The following is a 15,093-nucleotide window of genomic DNA, read 5'->3' on the forward strand; positions in this document are numbered from 1 at the left end:
GAAGGGTGTGACCTTCGAGGAGTACGTCAGCAGCCGAGGCCCCGCCCTGATGCGGCTGGCCCGGCTGCTGACGGGCGAAGAGCACCGGGCCGAGGACCTCACCCAGGACGTCCTGGCCCGCGCGTACGTGCACTGGCGGAGGATCGCCCGGGCGGACCGGCCGGACGTGTACGTGCGCCGGATGCTGGTCAACGCCAACAACTCCTGGTGGCGCCGGCGCACGAACCGCGAACTGGCCGTCGCCGACTTCGCGGAACGCCCGCAGCGCGGCGACCTCGGCGGCGAGACGGCCGACCGGGACGCCATGTGGCGGCTCATCCTCGGGCTGCCGGACCGCCAGCGGGCGGTGCTCGTGCTGCGCTACTACGAGGACCTCGACGACGCGACCATCGCCCAGATCCTCGGCTGCTCGCCGGTCACCGTCCGCACCCACGCCATGCGGGCGCTCACCCACCTCCGGGAGCGCTGCGGCGTCCCGGCGACCGACGGGAGCCGACCGTGACCGACCTAGACGAACAGATCGTACGGACGCTGCGGGAGCGCGCCGAGGGAACGGTCGACACCGACCGGTTGACGGCACGTGCCGTCGCCGGGGGAAAGACCCGCCGTCGCCGTCGTAGGGTCGGCGCGGGCGTCACGGTGGGCCTCGTGGCGGTGCTCGGGTTCACCGTCGCCACCGGCACCGGGCTGCTGCAGCGGGTGCGCCCGCCGGGCTCCGCCGCGCCGGCCGCCGCCACTGCCGCGCCGCCCCGGCTGGACGGCATCCAGGGTGCCGCCGCCCGGCCGGACCTGGTCGGCACGGACCCTCGGGTGCTGCACTTCGGGATGGATCCGGCGCGGGTCCGCCACCTGCGCTGGGGAGTCGGATCGGGCGTCGAGAGCGTCCAGGTCGACGTCGGCGCGGGCCCGGCGGTGAGCGTCCAGCTCTCGGCCTCCGCCGCCGGGTTGCGCCGTGGGGTCGACGGACCGCAGGGCCAGGACGCCGGACTGAGCGTCGAGGATGCCTTCGACGGCACCGACCGGCCGCACCGGGAGGCGGGACGGACGACGACGACGTGGATCAGGCTCTGGCAGCCCGTTCCCGGCCTCTACGCCCGGGCCGCCGTGACCGCCACGACCGCCCGAGGGATCGACGACGCCGTCGGGGCCCTCCGCCTGGACGAGGCGCGCCGCTGCGCAACGCCGGCGCGGCTGACCACCCTGCCCACCGGGGCGCGGGTGAGCGGCTGCACCGTCGACGTCGCCGCCTTCCCTGAGGCGGTGACCGCGTCGCTCCAGGTGGAGGGCACAGGCGGGAAGCAGATGAAGATCGCGTTCCAGTACGCGCACTCCATCGAGGCGGGTCGCACCATCGGGAACCGGACGATCGGGGGCAGGTCCGCCTACCTCTACCCGCAGGGCGGCCAACTGGAGTTGCTCGGCATCCCGAAGGCCCACCTGATCGCCAACTTCGGCTGGCCGTACGAGGGCTTCACCGAGGCGGACGCCGCCGTCGTGCTGGGCGGGGCGCAGGTGGCCGCCGACCCCGCCGACCCGCAGTCCTGGGGCTGACCGGCGGTCGGGGCCGAGCCGCCCGCCCCGGGTCGGCCCCGCCGCCGGGCCGTACGCTTGGCAAGCGTGAGCCCCCGTCGCAACCGACCCCGCCGCGATGACGCCGCGCACCTCGACTCCGACCGGGTCCGCCAGGGCGTCGCCTCGGTGCAGCAGTGGCGCGACGGCGACTGGCAGGTACGCGGGATCGGCGGCGGCGCCTCCACCAAGACGTACCGCTGCCCGGGCTGTGACCAGGAGATCCGGCCCGGGGTGGCGCACCTGGTGGCGTGGCCGGCGGACGGGCGGGGCGACCTCACCGACCGGCGGCACTGGCACAGCGGGTGCTGGCGGGCCCGGGACCGGCGCGGGCCGGCCGTCCAGCGCGGCCGTGGTGCTCCCCGCTACGGCTGAGCGATCTGGATCACGCTGTTTCCGCCCCGCCCGGCGGTTCCCGGCCGCACCCGCGAGACTGGACGGGTGAGCACACCGATTCGCGCGTCCTCCATCCTGCCCGGGCACCGCGAGGACATCGAGCTGCACACCGCGGACGGCCTGCGGCTGGTCGGCGAGCTGGCCCGGCCGCTGGACCGTGAGCCGGTGGGCACCCTCGTCTGCCTGCACCCGCTGCCGACGCACGGCGGGATGATGGACAGCCACGTGCTCCGCAAGGCGGCGTGGCGGCTGCCGGCCCTGGCAGACCTGGCGGTGCTGCGCTTCAACACCCGGGGGACCAGCAGCCTGCGTGGCACCAGCGAGGGGGCCTTCGACAACGCGGTCGGCGAGCGCTTCGACGTCGCCGCCGCCATCGAGTACGCCGAGTTCCACGAGCTGCCGCAGATCTGGCTGCTCGGCTGGTCGTTCGGCACCGACCTGATCCTGAAGTACGGCTGCGACCCGGCGGTCACCGGCGCGATCCTGCTCTCCCCGCCGCTGCGCTACTCCACCCCGGCGGACCTCGACCAGTGGGCCGCGTCCGGCAAGCCCCTGACCGCGGTGGTGCCCGAGTTCGACGACCACGTGCGCCCCGACGAGGCCCGGGAGCGCTTCGCGGCGGTGCCGCAGGCCGAGGTGATCGGGGTGCCCGGCGCGAAGCACCTCTGGGTCGGCGACGCCGAGACCGTGCTGGACGAGGTGGTCCGCCGGGTCAACCCGGCCGCCGCCGTGCCGCTGCCGACCACCTGGGACGGCCCGATGGAGACCGGCGACGTCAGCGCGTACGCCGACCGCACGGTGGCCTCCTTCGCGGACCGCCCGGTGCCGGGCCCGTCCGCCGGCCAGGCCGGCTGATCCGTGCTCCGCCGGCCGCGCCCCCGTCGCCGACCGGCGGCGCGGGCCGGGCCGGCCGGGGTCAGCGGGAGTCCTGCCGGGGCAGGACCACCTCCCGCAGGATGAGCTGGAGCGCGGCCACCGCCGGGATCGCGATCAGCGCGCCCACGACCCCCAGCAGGGAGACCCCGAGCAGGGCGGCCACCAGGGCGGCGACCTCGTTGACCGACACCGACCGGCGCATGATCTTGGGGTAGATCAGGTAGTTCTCCACCTGCTGGTAGATCAGGAAGAACACCGCGCAGGCGATGCCGATCGGCAGGTCCGTGGCGAACCCGACCAGGCTGACGATCACCGCGCCCAGGGTCGCGCCGATCTGCGGGATCAGGTCCGTCACCGCGACCACCACGGCCAGCGCGAACGGGTACGGCAGCCCGACGATCAGCGCGAAGACGAACGTGGACGCCCCGGCCAGCACCGCGATGCTGAGCGCGCCGACCATGTACGCGCCCACCTTCGTCAGGATCTCGTCCCCGATCAGCCGCACGCGCTCCCGGCGCGAGCGGGGCACCAGCGCGTAGGCGAGGTCGCGGAGCCGGTCGAAGTAGGCCAGGAAGTAGATGGTCAGCACCAGCACGGTCAGCCCCCGGAAGACCGTGCCGAAGACCAGCTGGGCGCCGCCGAGCACCCCGCCGAGGGCCTGACCGACCGTGTCGGCGTTCGCGGCGCTCTGCACCCGCTCCATCAGGTCGTACCGCTCCACCAGGTCGTTGACCGTCTCGTTGCGGCGCAACGCCTCCAGGTAGCTCGGCAGCTGGTCGATGAACTGCCCGGTCTGCGTCACGATCGGCGGCACCAGGGCGAACACCCCACCGCAGAGGAGCAGCACGACCGTCAGCGCGACCACCGCCACGGCGGCCCCGTGCGGCAGCCCCCAGGACCGCAGCCGGACCACCGCGGGATGCAGGCCGATGGCGAGGAAGAGCGCGATGAGCACCAGGACCAGGATGCCGGCCGCGTTGCGCAGGCCCAGATAGAAGGCGTACGCGAGCAGCACCCCGGCCGCGCCGGTGAAGCCGACCAGGAAGCTGCTGCGCTTCAGCGGCAGCCCCGGCGTGCCGAACCGGCTCGACCCGTTCGCCGTCGGCTCGCCGTCGTCCGGGGTGTCCGCCGGGTCCGTCGCCCTGCCGGCGTGTTCGGGCGTGGTGGCGTGCTCCGGCTTCCGGCTCCTGTCGCCCGGTGCCGGGGCGTGGCCGGGATCCCGGCCGCCGCTCGACGCCGTCGGTCCGTCGTCTGCCATCGGACCTCCCTGGATCGATTCCCGCCGGACAGCCCGACCACGGGCTCACGCCGGCGAATCCCATCGGGAGCGTACGCCGCAGGCCCGGCCGTGCCACCCGCTCTGGCCACCGTCACCCCTGCCCGCACCCTCCGGGTGCGGGCAGGACCGAGGTCCTGGGATCCTGGTACGGGACGCCCCCCTGGAGGGGGCCGATTCCTCCAGGACCCGCCCAAGGACCCGGATCGTCGGGCGGTGGAGCGGTCCGGGGTCAGTCCTTCTCGACGACGACCTTGCTCGGCTTGGCGCTGCGCTCGTCGGTGGTCGGCTTCGCCGGGCGCTTGCCGTTCTCGCCGGTGCTGGTGATCTTCGTCGGGGTGGCGCCCCGGCCTCCCTCGCCGGGCACCGCCGCCACGGTCGGCTCCCCGTCCACGCCGGCGCTGGCCGTGCCCCCGTCGACGGTGGTCACGGTGGCCTTGCCGTTGGCCGGCTGCCCGGCGTCGGCCGGCTCGATCCGGCCCTTGGCCGGTTGCCCGGCGTCCTCCGGCTCCACCTTGCCGGCGGCGGGCTTTCCGCCGGACGGTGCCGCGGCCGCCGCGGAGCCCGTCGCCGCGCCCGTACCCGCCGGGGTCTTGTCCGGGGTGCCCGCACCGGCCGGGGTCTTGTCCGCACCCGACTTCTCCGCCGCGCCCGTGCCCGTCGTGCCCGCGCCCGCCGGGGCCTCGTCCGCGTCGGGGCGGGGCCTGCCGCCGTTCGCCGTGGCCGGCGTCGGCTTGCCGCCCGCCACCGCCGCGGCGGCGCCGTCCGTCCCGCCCGGCCGGTCGGTTGCGGTGGGCAGGCCCAACCGCAGCTCCGCCACCTGTCGCTGGAGCTCGTCGGACTCCTGCCGGGACTTCCAGGTCTCCTGCCGCAGGTCGGCCAGCTGCTGCTGGGCCTGGGCGATCTCCAGCATCACCTGGGCGAGCTGCTGACGGCCGGCGGCGGCCTCCTGCTGCGTGGCGGCGAGGTGCTGCTGGGTGGTGGCCAGGTGCTGCTGCGTCGTGGCCGCGTACTCCTCGAACTGCCGGCGCGACGTCGACACGTGCTCGTCGGCCTTGCGGCGCTTGTCGGCCGCCTCGGTCTCGGCCCGGCTGAGCAGCGCCGCGGCCTCCTCCTCGGCCTGCCGGCGCATCGTCAGCGCGTCCTGCTCGGCGGCCTGGCGGACGGCGGCGGCACTCTGCTCGATCTCGTTCTTCCGGGCGGTGTACTCCGCCTCCAGCGCGGCGCTGCGCGCCGCGAACCCGGACTCCAGCTCGTCGTGCCGGCTCGTGTGCTGCTTCTCCAGCTCGGCGAGGCGGGTCTTGTACTGCTTCTCCAGCTCGTCGCGGCGCTTGGTGAACTCCTGCTCGGCCGCCGCGCGGCGCTCGGTCAGCTCGCGGTCCGCGGCCTCGCGCCGGCTGTTGACCTCCTGCTCCACCCCGGCCCGCCAGGCGCCCAGCTCCTGCTGCGTCTGGGCCCGGGCGTGCTGCACGTACGCCTCGGTCTCGGTGCGCATCCGTTGCACGTACGCCTCGGTCTCGGCGCGGTTGCGCTTGGCCGTCTCGGCCGCCTGGGTGGTGAGCCGCTCCGCCTCCTGGCGGGCCTTCTCCCGGGTGGCCCGGCCGGCGTCGGCGGCGTCGTCGATGATCTGCTTGGCGTCCCGCTGCGCCTTGGCGTGGGTGGCCCGGCCCGCCTCGGTGGCCTGGTCGACCAGGCGCTTGGACTCCTGCTGCGCCTTGGCGTGCACCTCCTTGGCGGCCTCGCGCAGCTGGGTGGCCTCCTGCTGGGCCTTGGCGTGCACCTCCTTGGCGGCCTCGCGCAGCTTGGTCGCCTCCTGCTGGGCCCGGTGGTGGATCTCCTTGGCCGCGTCCCGCAGCTGGGTGGCCTCCTGCTGGGCCTTCGCCAGCGCCTCCTGGGCGGCCTTGCGCAGCCGGGCGGCCTCTTCCTTGGCCGTCCTGACGGCGGCGTCCGCCTCGGCCATCCGGGCCGCGGTGTGCCGCTCCTCCTCCGTCCGGCGGGCGGCCAGCGCGATCTCGAAGTCCTTGAGGGCGGTGGCGGCCTGCTCGCGGGCCTCCTCGACGATGTGCTCGGCGGCGGCGCGACGCGCCTCGATCTCCTCGTTGGCGGAAGCCAGGATCGCGTCGGCCTGCTCCTCGGCGAGCGTGAGGATCTGCTCCACCCGTGGGCCGAGGTGCCGGTAGGAGACGTTCTCGAGCGCCCCGGACGACTTGCGCGCCTGGGCGAGGTCCCGCTGGAGCACCTCGACCTGGCCGGCCAACTTGTGGATCTGTGTGTAGGCCTGTTCCCGCTCGGCCGCCAGGGCCGCGATCTCGTGCTCCGCGCGAGCGACGTACCGGTCGACCTGTCGTTTCTCGTACCCCCGCAGAGCGGACTCGAAGCTGGGCTCCGTGGTCACGTCCCCGCCGAGAGCGAACAGTTCCTCGCCGTGCGACATGCCCCCATCCTCACACGCGACCAGTCCGGCTGGGGCGATACGGACGCCCCGGATAGGACCTACTTCACTGCCGACACGCCCGGGCAATTCGCGAGGCGGGCAAACGCATACGGCGCGGGGCGCACCGGTCACCCGGTGTCACCCCGCGCCGCGGATCATGCCCCGATCGGGTGGGTCAGTTGGACGTCTCCGCGGTCACCCGCTCGTCTGCGTCGTCGGCCTTCTTCGGCTCCGGCTTGGCCTGCGCGGCCGGGGGTGCGGCGGGCACGCCCGGCACGATGCCGGCGAGGCCGGAGAGCATCTGGCCGAGCTGCGAGGTGACGGCGTCCTTCTGCCGGGTGAGGTCCTCGACCTCGCGGCGGGCCGCCTGGGTGGTCAGCTCGGCCTCGGTGCGCGCCTCGGTGAGCAGGCGGTTGGCCTCGGCCTTCGCCTCGGTGAGCGTCTTGTCCGCCAGCGCCTTGGCCTTGTCGACGGTCTCGTTGGCGGTGCGCTCCGACTCGACCCGGCGGGCCTCGGCGCGCTGCTCGATCTCCTTGGCCCGCTCCTGCGCGGCGTGGGCCCGCTGCTCGGCCTCGCCGACCAGCTTCTGGGTCTGGGCGACCTGCGCGGCGTGCCGCTCGGACTCCTCGCGCTCGGCCTTCTCCCGGCGCTCGGCGAGCTGGAGCTCCAGGGCCTGGAGGTCCTTGTCGCGCTTGTCGCGGGCGTCGGTGAGCAGCTTGGTCGCCTCGGCGCGCTTCTCCTCGGCCTCGCGGGCGGCCTTCGCCCGCTGCTGGGTGATCTCCCGCTCGGCGGTGGCCCGCAGGGTGGCGACCTCACGCTCGACGGTGGACTTCAGCTCGGCGACCTCGTGGGCGGTGACCGTGCGCAGCTGCTTGGTCTCGCGGTCGGCGTCGGCGCGCAGCGTGTCGGCCTCACGCCGGGCCTGGACGCGGACCTCGGCGGCCTCGCGCTCGGCGGCGGTGCGGACGCTGCCCGCCTCCCGCTCGGCGTTGGCCTTCATGGCCGCCGCCTCGGCGCGCGCCTTGTCAGTGATCTCGCGCGCCTCGAGGCGGGCGGCGGAGAGGATGCCCTCCGATTCCCGCTTGGCCTCGTTGCGGTGGTCGTTGGCCTGCTCCTCGGCCAGCCGGAGGATCTGCTCGACGCGGGTGCCGAGGCCGGAGAGGGTGGGCCGGCTGTTCTCCTCGAGCTGCTTGTTGGTGTCGGCGAGCTTCTGCTCCAGCGCGCTCATGCGCTGCTCGGCCTGGCGGAGCCGGCGCTGGGCGTCGTTCATCCGCTGCTCGGCCTCGGCCCGGGCCTGCTCGGACTGGGTCAGCGCGGCCGTCATCCGGCCGATGAAGTCATCGACCTGGTGGGTGTTGTAGCCGCGCAGGCCAACGGTGAAATCGGGCTGCGAGTTCGCGTTATCGAAGAACGCAAGAGGGGAGGACTGCTGGGGCATTGGGACATACTCGCAGACCCCCCAGGGTGCTTCGCAAGAGCGGTGGCGAGCTTTCGTGTCCTCTTTACATGGTCAACTACGGGTCCGCCGATGGCCGGACAGATCGCCGATCTTGGCAGGTCCCGGGCGGGTCGGACGGCACGGAGCGTGACATCGGAAAAGGGCCGCGGGAGCACCCCGCGGCCCTTTGTCGCGTCATGATCCGGGTCACTCGAATGAGCGTCCGGCGCCCCCGGCGGAAAGGCAATCGCCGTTCACCGCAATGGTCGACGGCGCCTCATCCGCCGGGTCAGTGGCCGCGGAACCGGTTGATCGCGTCCTCGTGCCGGGAGCGCAGCTCGCGGTCGCGTACGCCGAGGCCGTCCGTCGGGGCGAGGCAGCGGACGCCGACCTTGCCCTGGTGGGCGTTGCGGTGCACCTCGTACGCGGCCTGGCCGGTCTGCTCCAGCGCGTAGGTCCTCGACACGGTGGGGTGGACCTTGCCCAACGCCACCAGCCGGTTGGCCTCCCACGCCTCCCGGTAGTTCGCGAAGTGGCTGCCGATGATCCGCTTGAGGTGCATCCAGAGGTAGCGGTTGTCGTACTGGTGCAGGAAGCCGCTGGTGGAGGCGCAGGTGACGATGGTGCCGCCCTTCTTGGCCACGTAGACGCTGGCGCCGAAGGTCTCCCGGCCGGGGTGCTCGAAGACGATGTCCGGGTCCTCGCCGCCGGTCAGCTCGCGGATGCGCTCGCCGAAGCGGCGCCACTCGTCCTGGTCCTGGGTCTGCTCGTCCTTCCAGAAGCGGAAGCCCTCGGCGGTGCGGTCGATCACCAGCTCGGCGCCCATCTTCCGGCACAGCTCCGCCTTCTCGGGCGAGGAGACCACGCAGACCGGGATCGCGCCGCCGTTGAGCGCCATCTGGGTGGCGTAGCCGCCCAGGCCGCCGGAGGCGCCCCAGATCAGCACCACGTCGCCCTGCTTCATGTTCGCCCCGTGGTGCGACACCAGCTGCCGGTACGCCGTCGAGTTGACCAGCCCGGGGCTGGCCGCCTCCTCCCAGCTCAGGTGGCGCGGCTTGGGCATCAGCTGGTTGGCCTTGACCACGCACAGCTCGGCCAGGCCGCCGAAGTTGGTCTCGAAGCCCCAGATCCGCTGCTGCGGATCGAGCATGGTGTCGTCGTGCCCGGCCGCGTCCTCCAACTCCACGGAGAGGCAGTGCGCGACGACCTCGTCGCCGGCCTTCCACTTCGTCACCCCGGGCCCGGTGCGCAGCACCACGCCGGCGGCGTCGGAGCCCACCACGTGGTACGGCAGGTCGTGCCGGCGGGTCAGCTCGGAGAGCCGGCCGTAGCGCTGGAGGAACTTGAAGGTCGGCAGCGGCTCGAAGATGCTGGTCCAGACCGTGTTGTAGTTGATCGCGCTGGCCATCACCGCGACCAGCGCCTCGCCCGGCCCCAGCTCCGGCGTCGGCACCTCCTGCACGTGCAGCGCCTTGCGCGGGTCCTTGTCCCGGGTGGCCAGGCCGTCGAACATCCGGGTCTCGTCGGCGCGCACCACCACGCCGCGGTACGTCTCGGGCACCGGCAGGCCGGCGATCCCGGCGAGTTCCCGCTCCGGTTGGTCGGATCCCTCCGCCGCCATGATCGCTTCGAGGATGTCCTGCACGTCGACCTCCCGTTCGTCCGCACCCCGCCCACGCGGGCCCGGGTGCTGCCATCGTCGGCGTCGGTGCGCCCCGCCCGCCATGTCGGCATCCGACACATCCGGGACCGGCCGCGCTCCTGTGGGGCGGGACGTTACTGAACAGTAGCTAGGGCCGGAAGTCCTCTGTGAAAAACTGCATTGGCCGATGAGTGGAGGTGTCCGGGCGGGCGTCGAACCACGCAGCGGCGCGCTCGGCGGGCGGAGTGCCCGCCGGCCCCCGCGCAGGTGGCGGGGGCCGGCGGCGGGGGTCAGTGCCCGGCGGCGGGCTCGACGAGTTCGACCAGCACCCCGCCGGCGTCCTTCGGGTGGACGAAGTTGACGCGCGAGTTGGCGGTGCCGCGCTTCGGCGTGTCGTAGAGCAGCTTGACGCCCCGCTCGCGCAGCTTCGCGCAGGCGACGTCGATGTCCGCCACGGTGTACGCCACCTGCTGCACGCCCGGGCCCTTCTTGTCGAGGAACTTGGCGATGGTCGATTCCGGGCTCAGCGGGGCGAGCAGTTGCACGCAGCCGCCCTCGGCGTCCGGGCCGACGGCCAGCATCGCCTCGCGGACGCCCTGCTCGGCGTTCACCTCGGTGTGCACGCAGCGCATCCCGAAGGTGCGCTGGTAGAAGTCGATCGCGGCGTCCAGGTCGGCGACAGCGACCCCGACGTGGTCGATGCGGCGCAGGCCGATGTCTGTGACATAGTCGGCAGCGGTCTCGACGGGGGAGTTCTCAGCCATGGCGCTAGTCTGACCGAACAATCGTTAAGGCGTACAGGTCGGCACCCCTCGGAGGCAGGCATGGCTTCGGTGATCGTCAGCGGCGCGCGGACCCCGATGGGGCGCCTGCTGGGCAACCTCAAGGACCTCCCCGCGACCAAGCTCGGCGGCGTCGCGATCAAGGCGGCGCTCGAGCGGGCCGGCGTGGCCCCCGAGCAGGTCCAGTACGTGGTCATGGGGCAGGTGCTCCAGGCCGGCGCCGGGCAGATCCCGGCCCGCCAGGCGGCGGTCGAGGCCGGCATCCCGATGTCCGTGCCGGCGCTGACCGTCAACAAGGTCTGCCTCTCCGGCCTGGACGCGATCGCCCTGGCCGACCAGCTGATCCGCGCCGGCGAGTTCGACATCGTCGTCGCGGGTGGCATGGAGTCCATGACCAACGCCCCGCACCTGCTGCTCGGCCAGCGCGGCGGCTACAAGTACGGCGACGTGGTGGTCAAGGACCACATGGCGCTCGACGGGCTCACCGACGCCTGGGACAGCTGCGCGATGGGGGAGTCCACCGAGCGGCACAACGCCCGGCACGGCATCACCCGCGAGGAGCAGGACGCGTTCGCCGCGGCCAGCCACCAGCGGGCCGCCGCCGCGCAGAAGAACGGTCACTTCGCCGACGAGATCACCCCGGTGGTCATCCCGCAGCGCAAGGGCGACCCCCTGGTGATCAGCGAGGACGAGGGCATCCGCCCGGACACCACGGTCGAGTCGCTGGCGAAGCTGCGCCCTGCGTTCGCCAAGGACGGCACGATCACCGCCGGCAGCTCCTCGCCGATCTCCGACGGCGCCGCCGCGGTGGTCGTCATGAGCAAGGCCAAGGCCAAGGAGCTGGGGCTGACCTGGCTGGCCGAGATCGGCGCGCACGGCAACGTCGCGGGCCCCGACAACTCCCTGCACTCGCAGCCGTCCAACGCGATCCAGCACGCGCTCAAGAAGGGCGGGCTGGGCATCGAGGACCTGGACCTCATCGAGATCAACGAGGCGTTCGCCCAGGTCGGCATCCAGTCCACCCGTGACCTCGGGATCAGCCCGGACAAGGTCAACGTCAACGGCGGGGCGATCGCGCTGGGCCACCCGATCGGCATGTCCGGCGCCCGGCTGGTGCTCACCCTCGCGCTGGAGCTCAAGCGCCGGGGCGGCGGCACGGGCGCGGCGGCGCTCTGCGGCGGCGGCGGCCAGGGCGACGCCCTGATCATCCACGTCCCGGCCCCCGGCGAGAGCGGTCACTGACCGCGGTCCGGCCGATCCCGTAGAGGCAGCACAGTGAGCGAGATCGTCGACGACGTCCCGGCGGCGGGCGCACCCCCGGTGCGCCGCAGCCGGGACGTGCCGATGCTGGTCGAGCGGGCCCGCGCGGGCGATCCGCGCGCGGTGGCCCGGCTGATCACCCTGGTCGAGTCGGGCGACGCGACGCTGCCGCGGATCGCGGCGGCGCTCGCGCCGTACGCCGGTCAGGCCCAGGTGGTCGGGCTGACCGGCTCGCCCGGGGTGGGCAAGTCGACCACCACCAACGAGCTGGTCCGGGCGCTGCGCGCCCGCGGTCACCGGGTGGGCGTGCTGGCCATCGACCCGTCCAGCCCGTTCACGGGTGGGGCCATCCTCGGCGACCGGGTCCGGATGCAGGACCACGCCACCGATCCGGGCGTCTACATCCGGTCGATGTCCAGCCGGGGCCACCTCGGCGGGCTGTCGGCGGCCACGCCGCAGGCGGTGCGGGTGCTGGAGGGCGCCGGCTGCGACGTGGTGCTGGTGGAGACGGTGGGCGTCGGGCAGGCCGAGGTGGAGGTCGCCTCGCTGGCCGACACCACGCTGGTGCTGCTCGCCCCGGGCATGGGTGACGCGATCCAGGCGGTCAAGGCCGGCATCCTGGAGATCGCCGACGTCTTCGTGGTCAACAAGGCCGACCGGGACGGCGCCGACGCCACGGTGCGCGACATCCAGGGCATGATCGCCCTGGGCGAGCGCGGGCCGGGCGAGTGGCGGCCGCAGGTGGTGCGCGCGATCGCCGCGCGGGGTGAGGGGATCGACGACATCGCCGCCGCCATCGACAAGCACCGTGGCTGGCTGGTCAAGCACGACGAGCTGCGCCGCCGCCAGGAGGCGCGGGCCGCCGCCGAGATCGAGGCGATCGCGCTGGGCGTGCTCCGCGCCCGGATCGGTTCCCTGCGCGACGGTACGGAGCTGCCGGCGCTCGCCGCGAAGGTGGCCGAGGGCGCCCTCGACCCGTACGCGGCGGCCGACGAGCTACTCGCCCAACTCGGCTCCTGAGGGCTCCTGCGAACTAGTACGCTCGCACCGCCGCACGGTCGGCGTGGGGCGGTGCGCGGCGGAGTGGGGGAGTCGATGGGCGACGAGGCGACGCAGGAGCTGTCGGTGACGCCGGGCGCGGCGGCGGGCGGGACGACGCTCGTCTCCGACGAGGTGGTGGAGAAGATCGCGGTCGCCGCCGCGCGGTCGGTGCCCGGGGTGGTGGAGCTGGGCGGGGACGTGGCCCGGTTCTTCAACGCGGTGCTCGACAAGGTCGGGCTCGACCAGGTCGGCGACGCCCGGCGCGGCTGCTCGGCGCACGTCACGAACGGCGCGGCGGTGGTGAACCTGGTCATCGTGATCGAGGCCGGTCACGCGGTGCCGCAGGTGACCGCCGAGGTCCGGGCGCAGGTCGCCGGGGCGGTCGAGGCGTACGGGCTGCGGGTCGACGAGGTCAACATCAGGGTCGACGACGTGGCCCTGGGCGGTCCCGCCGCCCCCGTCGCCTGAGGCGCCCGGCCGCCCAGGTTACCTGCCGGTACGAACTTACTTAGCGATCGTTCAGGTCTGGGCTCTACACTCGCAGTGCAGTCGAGGACTCGAGGAGGAGCCCTGCGGATGAACGCCGACGAGATCGCTGCCGGACGGGCACGCTGGCAGGCCCGCTACGACGCCGCGCGCAAGCGGGACACCGACTTCACCACGCTCTCCGGGATGCCCGTCGACCCGGTCTACGGGCCGCCGGAGGGAGTCGCCTACCCGGGCTTCGAGCGCATCGGCTGGCCGGGCGAGTACCCGTACACCCGGGGCCTCTACCCGACCGGCTACCGCGGGCGGACCTGGACGATCCGGCAGTTCGCCGGCTTCGGCAACGCCCAGCAGACCAACGAGCGCTACAAGATGATCCTGGGCGCCGGCGGCGGGGGCCTCTCCGTCGCGTTCGACATGCCCACGCTGATGGGCCGGGACTCCGACGACCCGCAGGCGCTCGGCGAGGTGGGCCACTGCGGCGTCGCCATCGACACCGCCGCCGACATGGAGGCGCTCTTCGACGGCATCGACCTGGCCGGGGTCACCACGTCGATGACCATCTCCGGGCCGGCCGTGCCGGTGTTCTGCATGTACCTGGTGGCCGCCGAGCGGCAGGGCGCCGACCCGTCCAAGCTGGACGGCACCTTGCAGACGGACATTTTCAAGGAGTACATCGCGCAGAAGGAGTGGCTCTTCGACCCGGAGCCGCACCTGCGCCTGATCGGCGACCTGATGGAGTACTGCGCCCGGGAGATCCCGCGCTACAAGCCGCTCTCGGTCTCCGGCTACCACATCCGCGAGGCCGGCTCGACCGCCGCGCAGGAGCTGGCGTACACCCTCGCCGACGGCTTCGGCTACGTCGAGCTGGGGCTCTCCCGGGGGCTGGACGTCAACGTCTTCGCGCCCGGCCTGAGCTTCTTCTTCGACTCGCACGTCGACTTCTTCGAGGAGATCGCCAAGTTCCGGGCCGCCCGCCGGATCTGGGCCCGCTGGCTGCGCGACGTCTACGGCGCGACCAGCGAGAAGGCGCTCTGGCTGCGGTTCCACACGCAGACCGCCGGGGTGTCGCTGACCGCCCAGCAGCCGGTCAACAACGTGGTGCGCACCGCCGTGGAGGCGCTCGCGGCGGTGCTCGGCGGCACCAACTCGCTGCACACCAACGCGCTGGACGAGACCCTGGCGCTGCCCACCGACGAGTCCGCCGAGATCGCCCTGCGTACCCAGCAGGTGCTGATGGAGGAGACCGGGGTGACCAACGTGGCGGACCCGCTGGGTGGGTCCTGGTACGTCGAGGCGCTCACCGACAAGATCGAGGCCGAGGCGGAGGAGATCTTCGCCCGGATCCGGCAGCTCGGTGGCGAGGGCCCGCACCGGATCGGCCCGATGACCTCCGGCATCCTGCGTGGCATCGAGGACGGCTGGTTCACCGGCCACATCGCCGAGTCCGCCTTCGTCTACCAGCAGGCGCTGGAGAAGGGCGACAAGCGGATCGTCGGGGTCAACTGCCACACCGGCACGGTCGCGAAGGACCTGGAGATCCTGCGCATCTCGCACGAGGTGGAGCTGGAGCAGCGGCGGGTGCTGGCCGAGCGGAAGGCCGGCCGCGACGAGGCCGCCGTCAAGGCCGCGATCGAGCGGATGGTCGCCGTCGGCCGGACCGACGGCAACATGATCCCGGCCATGCTGGATGCCGTACGCGCGGAGGCCACCCTCGGCGAGATCTGCGACGCCCTGCGCGCCGAGTGGGGCGTCTACCGCGAGCCCGCCCGCTTCTGACCCTCGTTCCCCACCTCCCTCCCGCACCCCGCGATCCTGCACCCTCGGGCCCCGGCGAACGCCACGTGACGGGAGCCGCGGGCGCAGGATCGCGCGGTGCCGGGCGGGAGGGCG

At 73.4% G+C, this 15,093-nt stretch carries 13 protein-coding genes; 8 read left to right on the forward strand and 5 right to left on the reverse strand.

Features of this window, described 5'->3' with window-relative positions; genetic code table 11:
- Positions 1–7 precede the first annotated feature (7 nt).
- The 4 genes from AB0G08_RS01555 to AB0G08_RS01570 all read left to right on the forward strand — a co-directional run bounded on the left by AB0G08_RS01555 (position 8) and on the right by AB0G08_RS01570 (position 2,820).
- Complete coding sequence (locus AB0G08_RS01555) at positions 8–502, forward strand: SigE family RNA polymerase sigma factor (RefSeq protein WP_358081491.1); 495 nt, start codon at positions 8–10, stop codon at positions 500–502.
- Complete coding sequence (locus AB0G08_RS01560) at positions 499–1,551, forward strand: hypothetical protein (protein WP_358081494.1); 1,053 nt, start codon at positions 499–501, stop codon at positions 1,549–1,551. Before AB0G08_RS01555 ends, AB0G08_RS01560 begins: the two co-directional genes overlap by 4 nt.
- A 66-nt stretch (positions 1,552–1,617) precedes the next feature.
- On the forward strand, positions 1,618–1,944 hold the full coding sequence (locus AB0G08_RS01565; RefSeq protein ID WP_199729498.1) for a hypothetical protein: 327 nt from the start codon (positions 1,618–1,620) through the stop codon (positions 1,942–1,944).
- 66 nt (positions 1,945–2,010) lie between these two features.
- Positions 2,011–2,820 carry an alpha/beta hydrolase gene (locus AB0G08_RS01570; protein WP_358081497.1) on the forward strand — a complete coding sequence of 270 codons (810 nt, stop codon included), beginning with the start codon at positions 2,011–2,013 and terminating at the stop codon, positions 2,818–2,820.
- Between the two features lie 61 nt (positions 2,821–2,881).
- On the opposite strand, the gene AB0G08_RS01575 is transcribed toward AB0G08_RS01570, so the two are convergent.
- The 5 genes from AB0G08_RS01575 to mce all read right to left on the reverse strand — a co-directional run bounded on the left by AB0G08_RS01575 (position 2,882) and on the right by mce (position 10,395).
- Positions 2,882–4,099, reverse strand: coding sequence for an AI-2E family transporter (locus AB0G08_RS01575; RefSeq protein WP_358081500.1), 1,218 nt, complete (start codon positions 4,097–4,099; stop codon positions 2,882–2,884).
- A gap of 250 nt (positions 4,100–4,349) precedes the next feature.
- Positions 4,350–6,551 (reverse strand): hypothetical protein, encoded by a 2,202-nt coding sequence (locus tag AB0G08_RS01580; protein ID WP_358081503.1) that lies wholly within the window; start codon positions 6,549–6,551, stop codon positions 4,350–4,352.
- A 175-nt stretch (positions 6,552–6,726) separates the two neighbouring features.
- Positions 6,727–7,989, reverse strand: coding sequence for a cell division protein DivIVA (locus tag AB0G08_RS01585; protein WP_358081506.1), 1,263 nt, complete (start codon positions 7,987–7,989; stop codon positions 6,727–6,729).
- Positions 7,990–8,278: 289 nt separating this feature from the next.
- Positions 8,279–9,634, reverse strand: coding sequence for a crotonyl-CoA carboxylase/reductase (ccrA, locus tag AB0G08_RS01590; RefSeq protein ID WP_358081509.1), 1,356 nt, complete (start codon positions 9,632–9,634; stop codon positions 8,279–8,281).
- 287 nt (positions 9,635–9,921) lie between these two features.
- Complete coding sequence (gene mce, locus AB0G08_RS01595; protein ID WP_088998690.1) at positions 9,922–10,395, reverse strand: methylmalonyl-CoA epimerase; 474 nt, start codon at positions 10,393–10,395, stop codon at positions 9,922–9,924.
- Positions 10,396–10,455: 60 nt separating this feature from the next.
- Between mce and AB0G08_RS01600 the strand changes: the two genes are divergently transcribed.
- The 4 genes from AB0G08_RS01600 to AB0G08_RS01615 all read left to right on the forward strand — a co-directional run bounded on the left by AB0G08_RS01600 (position 10,456) and on the right by AB0G08_RS01615 (position 14,979).
- Entirely contained in the window at positions 10,456–11,655 is a 1,200-nt protein-coding gene (locus AB0G08_RS01600; protein ID WP_358081512.1) for an acetyl-CoA C-acetyltransferase, read from the forward strand.
- A 33-nt stretch (positions 11,656–11,688) separates the two neighbouring features.
- Entirely contained in the window at positions 11,689–12,693 is a 1,005-nt protein-coding gene (gene meaB / locus AB0G08_RS01605) for a methylmalonyl Co-A mutase-associated GTPase MeaB (RefSeq protein WP_358081515.1), read from the forward strand.
- 75 nt (positions 12,694–12,768) lie between these two features.
- Positions 12,769–13,182 carry an Asp23/Gls24 family envelope stress response protein gene (locus AB0G08_RS01610; protein ID WP_357870694.1) on the forward strand — a complete coding sequence of 138 codons (414 nt, stop codon included), beginning with the start codon at positions 12,769–12,771 and terminating at the stop codon, positions 13,180–13,182.
- Positions 13,183–13,290: 108 nt separating this feature from the next.
- On the forward strand, positions 13,291–14,979 hold the full coding sequence (locus AB0G08_RS01615; RefSeq protein WP_358081517.1) for a methylmalonyl-CoA mutase family protein: 1,689 nt from the start codon (positions 13,291–13,293) through the stop codon (positions 14,977–14,979).
- Positions 14,980–15,093 lie beyond the last annotated feature (114 nt).

Origin of the sequence: Micromonospora sp. NPDC023644 (genome assembly GCF_040640115.1) — a bacterium.
In the GTDB taxonomy this organism is placed as follows: domain Bacteria; phylum Actinomycetota; class Actinomycetes; order Mycobacteriales; family Micromonosporaceae; genus Micromonospora.

What these genes read in the sequence shown, in the direction of transcription:
- AB0G08_RS01585 (WP_358081506.1), bottom strand. Translation starts at nt 7,989, where the DNA reads ATGCCCCAGCAGTCCTCCCCTCTTGCGTTCTTCGATAACGCGAACTCG.
- AB0G08_RS01580 (WP_358081503.1), bottom strand. Translation starts at nt 6,551, where the DNA reads ATGTCGCACGGCGAGGAACTGTTCGCTCTCGGCGGGGACGTGACCACG.
- AB0G08_RS01610 (WP_357870694.1), top strand. Translation starts at nt 12,769, where the DNA reads ATGGGCGACGAGGCGACGCAGGAGCTGTCGGTGACGCCGGGCGCGGCG.
- AB0G08_RS01575 (WP_358081500.1), bottom strand. Translation starts at nt 4,099, where the DNA reads ATGGCAGACGACGGACCGACGGCGTCGAGCGGCGGCCGGGATCCCGGC.
- AB0G08_RS01615 (WP_358081517.1), top strand. Translation starts at nt 13,291, where the DNA reads ATGAACGCCGACGAGATCGCTGCCGGACGGGCACGCTGGCAGGCCCGC.
- mce (WP_088998690.1), bottom strand. Translation starts at nt 10,395, where the DNA reads ATGGCTGAGAACTCCCCCGTCGAGACCGCTGCCGACTATGTCACAGAC.
- AB0G08_RS01600 (WP_358081512.1), top strand. Translation starts at nt 10,456, where the DNA reads ATGGCTTCGGTGATCGTCAGCGGCGCGCGGACCCCGATGGGGCGCCTG.